The following is a 5,041-nucleotide window of genomic DNA, read 5'->3' as shown; positions in this document are numbered from 1 at the left end:
GGCCCATGACGGCTAACCCGGCGTCCTGCCAGGTTACCCACGCTCCAAAGCCTGCGTTCGGCCAGCGTGGTTTAACGGGGCGCCCAAGATCAAGATCAAAAGCAGATCAAGAGCACAGCGGCCTACCGGCCGGCTTGAGTGTTGAAGAGCAAAATCAGAAGCTAAAGCGGGCACGGTCCAAATGTGGGAGCGGGCTTGCTCGCGAAGGTCGTTAACGATGACGCGGGCATTCTGAATGAACGCGGCGCTCTCAGGTTTTTCGCGAGCAAGCCCGCTCCCACAGAAAAGCAGATCTGTTTTCGCTCTGGTCTTTGCTTTTAACACTCAAGCCCGCCGGGAGGCCGCTGTGCTCTTGCTTTTGATTTTGATCTGACTGCCCCAATAAGTCCGAGGCCGAACGCAGGTATTGCGGAGCGGCGGCCCGCGGAGCAATGCCGTTTGGTGGACTTTGCCGCTTTTGCAAAGTGACTCGCTGTAAGAGCGAAACCATACGCCGCCGTTACCCAAATAACGGATATGTACCCAATCACTGAGCTGGCTTGCAGGCATGGCATCAGGTTTTTGCAGCCAACTCCCGCAGCACCTTGAGCAATGTGGTCTCACCCTTAACCACGTCCGCCTGCTCAAAGCAGATCCAACCTTCGTTAAACCCATCAATCATGCGCATGCGCGGCATTGGATTCTGCGCGCCTTGCTCACGAAACATCGGCTCCCACGCATCGCGAGGCACCACCTGTGCTGTCACACCACGACCAAGCACTTCGGTCAACGTGCGAGCGATGTCGTTCGGGCTGACCCATTGGCCTTCCAGCTCAACTACCCGACGCCCGCTCCAGTGTTGCTGCAACAATTGCGCAGCGAGGCGGCCGACGTCGGCGGTGGCGATCATCGGTACGGTCTTATCCAGCGGTTGCAGGAAGCTGTGGATCACTCCGTGTTCGCGGGCGGTGGCTACGTCGTAGGCGGCGTTTTCCATGAACCAGCCCGGACGCAAAAAGGTCACCGGCACGTTCAACGCGCTCAGCGCCTGTTCCATCAAGGTGCGTTGGGTCAGCAGATTCAGGTGCTCGGCCTGGGCGCCAATGGTCGACAGGCAAACAACTTTCTGCGGGGCTGCCGCTTCAATGGCCTGAGCGACGGCGGCAATCACTTTGCGCGCCTCGGGAAAACCCGGCTCCGGGTCGAAATCCGAAGGCGGCAGGATGAACACGCCGGTGGCACCCTTGAATGCTTCAGTGAGGGCCGCAGCGTCGTCCATATTGGCGATGGCGACCTCGCAACCAAGGGCGGCCCATACGGCGCCTTTGCCGGCATCGCGAATGACTGCGCGCACGGATTGACGATCGTTGAGGAGAAAGCGCGCGAGGGCGCCGCCGACTTTGCCTGTGATTCCGGTGATGACATACATGGTGTTTACGCCTGTTGTTCCAATGTGTGGATCAAGCATAAACACCGCTCTGGATTGACAGAATAGCGATCCCGTCACTGCATCAGTGACTCAAAATCACGAATCACTCAGTGGTGGCAATCGGCGTTTTACCGGGGTTTTCTTGACGATGGCGGTGTTGGTTTCGGCGTAAGCGTTGAGCTTATCCAGCAGTGTGTCGAGTTGGTCCATGGTGCGCACATGCAGGCGTGCGATGAAGCAGTCATCGCCGGTCACCTTGTCGCACTCGGTGAACTCGGGGATCGCCTGGATCTGGCGCTCCACCTCCTGCAGTTTCCCGGGCAAAGGGCGAATGCGCACGATGGCTTGCAGCAGATAGCCAAAATGCTTGGGGTCAATGTCCACGGTGTAGTTCTTCAACACGCCACGCTCTTCCAGGCGCCGCAGCCGCTCGCCGACGCTGGGGGAGGACAGGCCGGTGATACCCGCCAAGGCCTTGAGGGACAGGCGCGAATCGTCCATCAGCGCGGCGATCAGTTGTTGGTCAATGCTGTCAATCATGGTCGCTCCGAAAGCGATTGCTCAGGTTTGCCTAATAAGAATAGGCGAAATGCAAGGTTCGCCTTATTTAGAATCTGGAGTCGCTACAGGCCAGATTGCCATAATTGAGCCTCACTTGAGGAGCTCAATCATGGACAAATCCATACGTCGCGGTTCATGGGAAATGGTCGCCGCCATGCTCATATCCGGCACCATCGGCTGGTTCGTGCTGGTATCGGGGGTGCCGGTGGTCGAAGTGGTGTTCTGGCGTTGCGTGATCGGCGCGCTGACGTTGCTGGTGGTGTGCTGGCTGCTCGGCTATCTGCGCCTGGACTTGCTGGACTACACCAAACTCGGGCTGGCGATGCTCAGCGGCGTGGCGATCGTGGGGAATTGGTTGCTGCTGTTCGAGTCCTACGCCAGGGCATCCATTTCCATCAGTACAGCGGTGTATAACGTGCAGCCGTTCATGCTGGTGATGCTGGCAGCATTGTTCCTGGGCGAGAAAATCACCGTGCAGAAGCTCGCCTGGCTGAGCGTGGCGTTCGTGGGAATGCTGGCGATTGTCACTGCCCATGGCGATCAGTCAAATACCGGGGATGACTATCTGGTGGGCGTGGCATTGGCGCTGGGCGCGGCGCTTTTGTACGCGATTGCCGCCCTGATCATCAAGCGCTTGAAAGAGGTGCCGCCGCATTTGATGGCGTTGATCCAGGTGACCACGGGCGCCTTGCTGCTGGCACCGCTGATGCAGTGGCACAGCCTTTCGGCGTCGATGGATGCCTGGGCCGCATTGCTGACCCTGGGCATGGTGCATACGGGCTTGATGTACGTGTTGCTGTATGGCGCGATCCAGAAGCTGCCGACGGCAATTACCGGGGCGCTGTCATTTGTCTACCCGATCGCAGCAATCTTCGTCGACTGGATTGCCTTTGGGCATCGGCTGGGCTGGATGCAATGGCTGGGCGTGGCGGCCATTCTGCTGGCGGCGGCGGGATTGCAGCGGGGTTGGTGGTGGCGGTCAAAAACAGTGATGAGCGTCACGCCGTAGCATGACGCTCACCGGCGACTCAATGTGCGCCGCGCGGGATGGTCTTGAGCAGGTCATCCGGGCTGATATAACCCACCACGCTGCCCGGTTGCGGCAGGCCGAGGATGTGGCCCTTGATCTTGCCGATCACGTGCATCTCGCAAGGCTTGCAGTCGAACTTCAGCGTCAGCACTTCGTCGCCGTGGATCAACTGCATCGGCGCGACCTTGGTCTTCACCCCGGTCACCCCCTTGGCCTGTTTGGGGCACAGGTTGAACGAGAAACGCAGGCAGTGCTTGGTGATCATCACCGGCACTTCGCCGGTTTCTTCGTGAGCTTCGTACGCCGCGTCGATCAGTTGCACGCCATGGCGGTGATAGAAGTCGCGGGCCTTCTGGTTGTAGACGTTGGCCAGGAACGACAGGTGCGATTCCGGATACACCGGCGGCGGCGTGGTTTCTGCCTTGCGGCCGCCCCGTGGATGGGCCTGGATACGCGCCTCGGTCAGCGCCTCGATCACTTCACGGCGCAGGGCCTTGAGCTGCGAATTCGGGATGAAGAACGCCTGAGGCGCATCCAGCTCGATCGCGGTGGCGTGGTACTGCGTGGTGCCCAGTTGGCCCAGCAGGTCGCGCAGGGTTTCCAGGGCCTGTTCCGGCTTGTTGGCCACGCCAAACGGGCCGGGCAGGGCAACGCTGGCGCTGATGCCTTCTTCGCTGGTGACGGTCAGTTCCAGGCGGTCTTCCTGCAGGCGAGCCGCCCAGGACACACCAATACGGCGCTCGGCGGAAGTCTTGAGCAGCGCCTGCTGCCAGTTATGGTCCAGGTTGCGGTTCAACGGATGATTCGGCCGCAGTTGATGCAGGCCGGCCGGCATCTCGTTGGGTTCGACGCGGTAGCGATAGCGCTTCTCGCCGTCTTCTTCGAACTCGCCTTTTGGCTCGGCGATGTTCGCGCGGAAACCCACCACTTCGCGCTTGATCAGCACATTGAGGCCGTCGCCATTGGACAGCGGCTCATGGGTGACCACTTGCAAGTCACGCTTGCCGGCTTTTTCCACCACACCCACCGGCAGGCCGGTAAAGGTTGGGGTGTCGAAGGCGCCAATGTCGACCTTGCGGTCGGTGACGAAGTAGTCGGTGCTGCCACGGTGGAAGGTCTTTTCCGGGTCCGGCAGGAAGAAATGCGCGGTGCGGCCGCTGGAGGCGCGGGCCAGGTCCGGGCGGTCTTCAAGAATCTCGTCCAGGCGCTGGCGGTAATAGGCGGTGATGTTCTTCACATAGCCCATGTCCTTGTAGCGGCCTTCGATCTTGAACGAACGCACGCCGGCATCCACCAGGGCGCGCAGGTTGGCGCTCTGGTTGTTGTCTTTCATCGACAACAGGTGCTTTTCAAAGGCAACCACACGGCCCTGGTCATCCTTCAGGGTGTAGGGCAGGCGGCAGGCCTGGGAGCAATCGCCACGGTTGGCGCTGCGGCCATTCTGGGCGTGGGAGATGTTGCACTGGCCGGAGAAGGCCACGCACAACGCACCGTGGATAAAGAACTCGATGGCGGCATCGGTTTCATCGGCAATCGCCCGGATCTCTTGCAGGTTCAGCTCACGGGCCAACACCAGTTGCGAGAACCCGGCCTGGTCGAGGAACTTGGCCCGGCCCAGGGTGCGGATGTCGGTCTGGGTGCTGGCATGCAGTTCGATGGGCGGGATATCCAGCTCCATCACCCCCAGGTCCTGGACGATCAGCGCGTCGACGCCGGCATCGTAGAGCTGGTGGATCAGCTTGCGCGCCGGCTCCAGCTCGTTGTCGTGCAGGATCGTGTTGATGGTGGTGAACACCCGCGCGTGGTAGCGCCGGGCGAACTCCACCAACTGCGCGATATCGCTCACGTCGTTGCAGGCGTTATGGCGCGCGCCGAAACTCGGGCCGCCGATGTACACGGCGTCGGCGCCATGCAGGATGGCCTCGCGGGCGATGGCAACATCGCGCGCAGGGCTGAGCAATTCCAGGTGATGCTTGGGCAAGGACATAGTTTTTTTAGTCAGGCTTGTCACGGAGGCGGGCATTGTAGCTGCGAAATGCCCG

At 60.6% G+C, this 5,041-nt stretch carries 4 protein-coding genes; 1 reads left to right on the top strand and 3 read right to left on the bottom strand.

The features are described from left to right. Positions 1 to 553: 553 nt before the first annotated feature. Together JV201_RS14610 and JV201_RS14605 are read right to left on the bottom strand one after the other, a co-directional pair. Positions 554 to 1,408 carry an NmrA family NAD(P)-binding protein gene (locus JV201_RS14610; RefSeq protein ID WP_219405590.1) on the bottom strand — a complete coding sequence of 285 codons (855 nt, stop codon included), beginning with the start codon at positions 1,406 to 1,408 and terminating at the stop codon, positions 554 to 556. Positions 1,409 to 1,504: 96 nt separating this feature from the next. Next, on the bottom strand, positions 1,505 to 1,948 hold the full coding sequence (locus JV201_RS14605) for an Lrp/AsnC family transcriptional regulator (RefSeq protein ID WP_003217805.1): 444 nt from the start codon (positions 1,946 to 1,948) through the stop codon (positions 1,505 to 1,507). Between the two features lie 130 nt (positions 1,949 to 2,078). Between JV201_RS14605 and JV201_RS14600 the strand changes: the two genes are divergently transcribed. Next, positions 2,079 to 2,978 carry a DMT family transporter gene (locus JV201_RS14600; protein WP_219405588.1) on the top strand — a complete coding sequence of 300 codons (900 nt, stop codon included), beginning with the start codon at positions 2,079 to 2,081 and terminating at the stop codon, positions 2,976 to 2,978. A 19-nt stretch (positions 2,979 to 2,997) separates the two neighbouring features. Here the strand turns inward: JV201_RS14600 and JV201_RS14595 are convergent, their stop codons facing one another. Beyond that, positions 2,998 to 4,986 carry a U32 family peptidase gene (locus JV201_RS14595; RefSeq protein ID WP_102369094.1) on the bottom strand — a complete coding sequence of 663 codons (1,989 nt, stop codon included), beginning with the start codon at positions 4,984 to 4,986 and terminating at the stop codon, positions 2,998 to 3,000. Positions 4,987 to 5,041 lie beyond the last annotated feature (55 nt).

This window comes from Pseudomonas sp. Colony2, from assembly GCF_019382755.1.
Lineage (GTDB): Bacteria > Pseudomonadota > Gammaproteobacteria > Pseudomonadales > Pseudomonadaceae > Aquipseudomonas.
Note: the sequence above shows the minus strand (reverse complement) of the source record. Positions and strands in the feature narration are given on the sequence as shown.

What these genes read in the sequence shown, in the direction of transcription:
- JV201_RS14600 (WP_219405588.1), top strand. Translation starts at nt 2,079, where the DNA reads ATGGACAAATCCATACGTCGCGGTTCATGGGAAATGGTCGCCGCCATG.
- JV201_RS14605 (WP_003217805.1), bottom strand. Translation starts at nt 1,948, where the DNA reads ATGATTGACAGCATTGACCAACAACTGATCGCCGCGCTGATGGACGAT.
- JV201_RS14610 (WP_219405590.1), bottom strand. Translation starts at nt 1,408, where the DNA reads ATGTATGTCATCACCGGAATCACAGGCAAAGTCGGCGGCGCCCTCGCG.
- JV201_RS14595 (WP_102369094.1), bottom strand. Translation starts at nt 4,986, where the DNA reads ATGTCCTTGCCCAAGCATCACCTGGAATTGCTCAGCCCTGCGCGCGAT.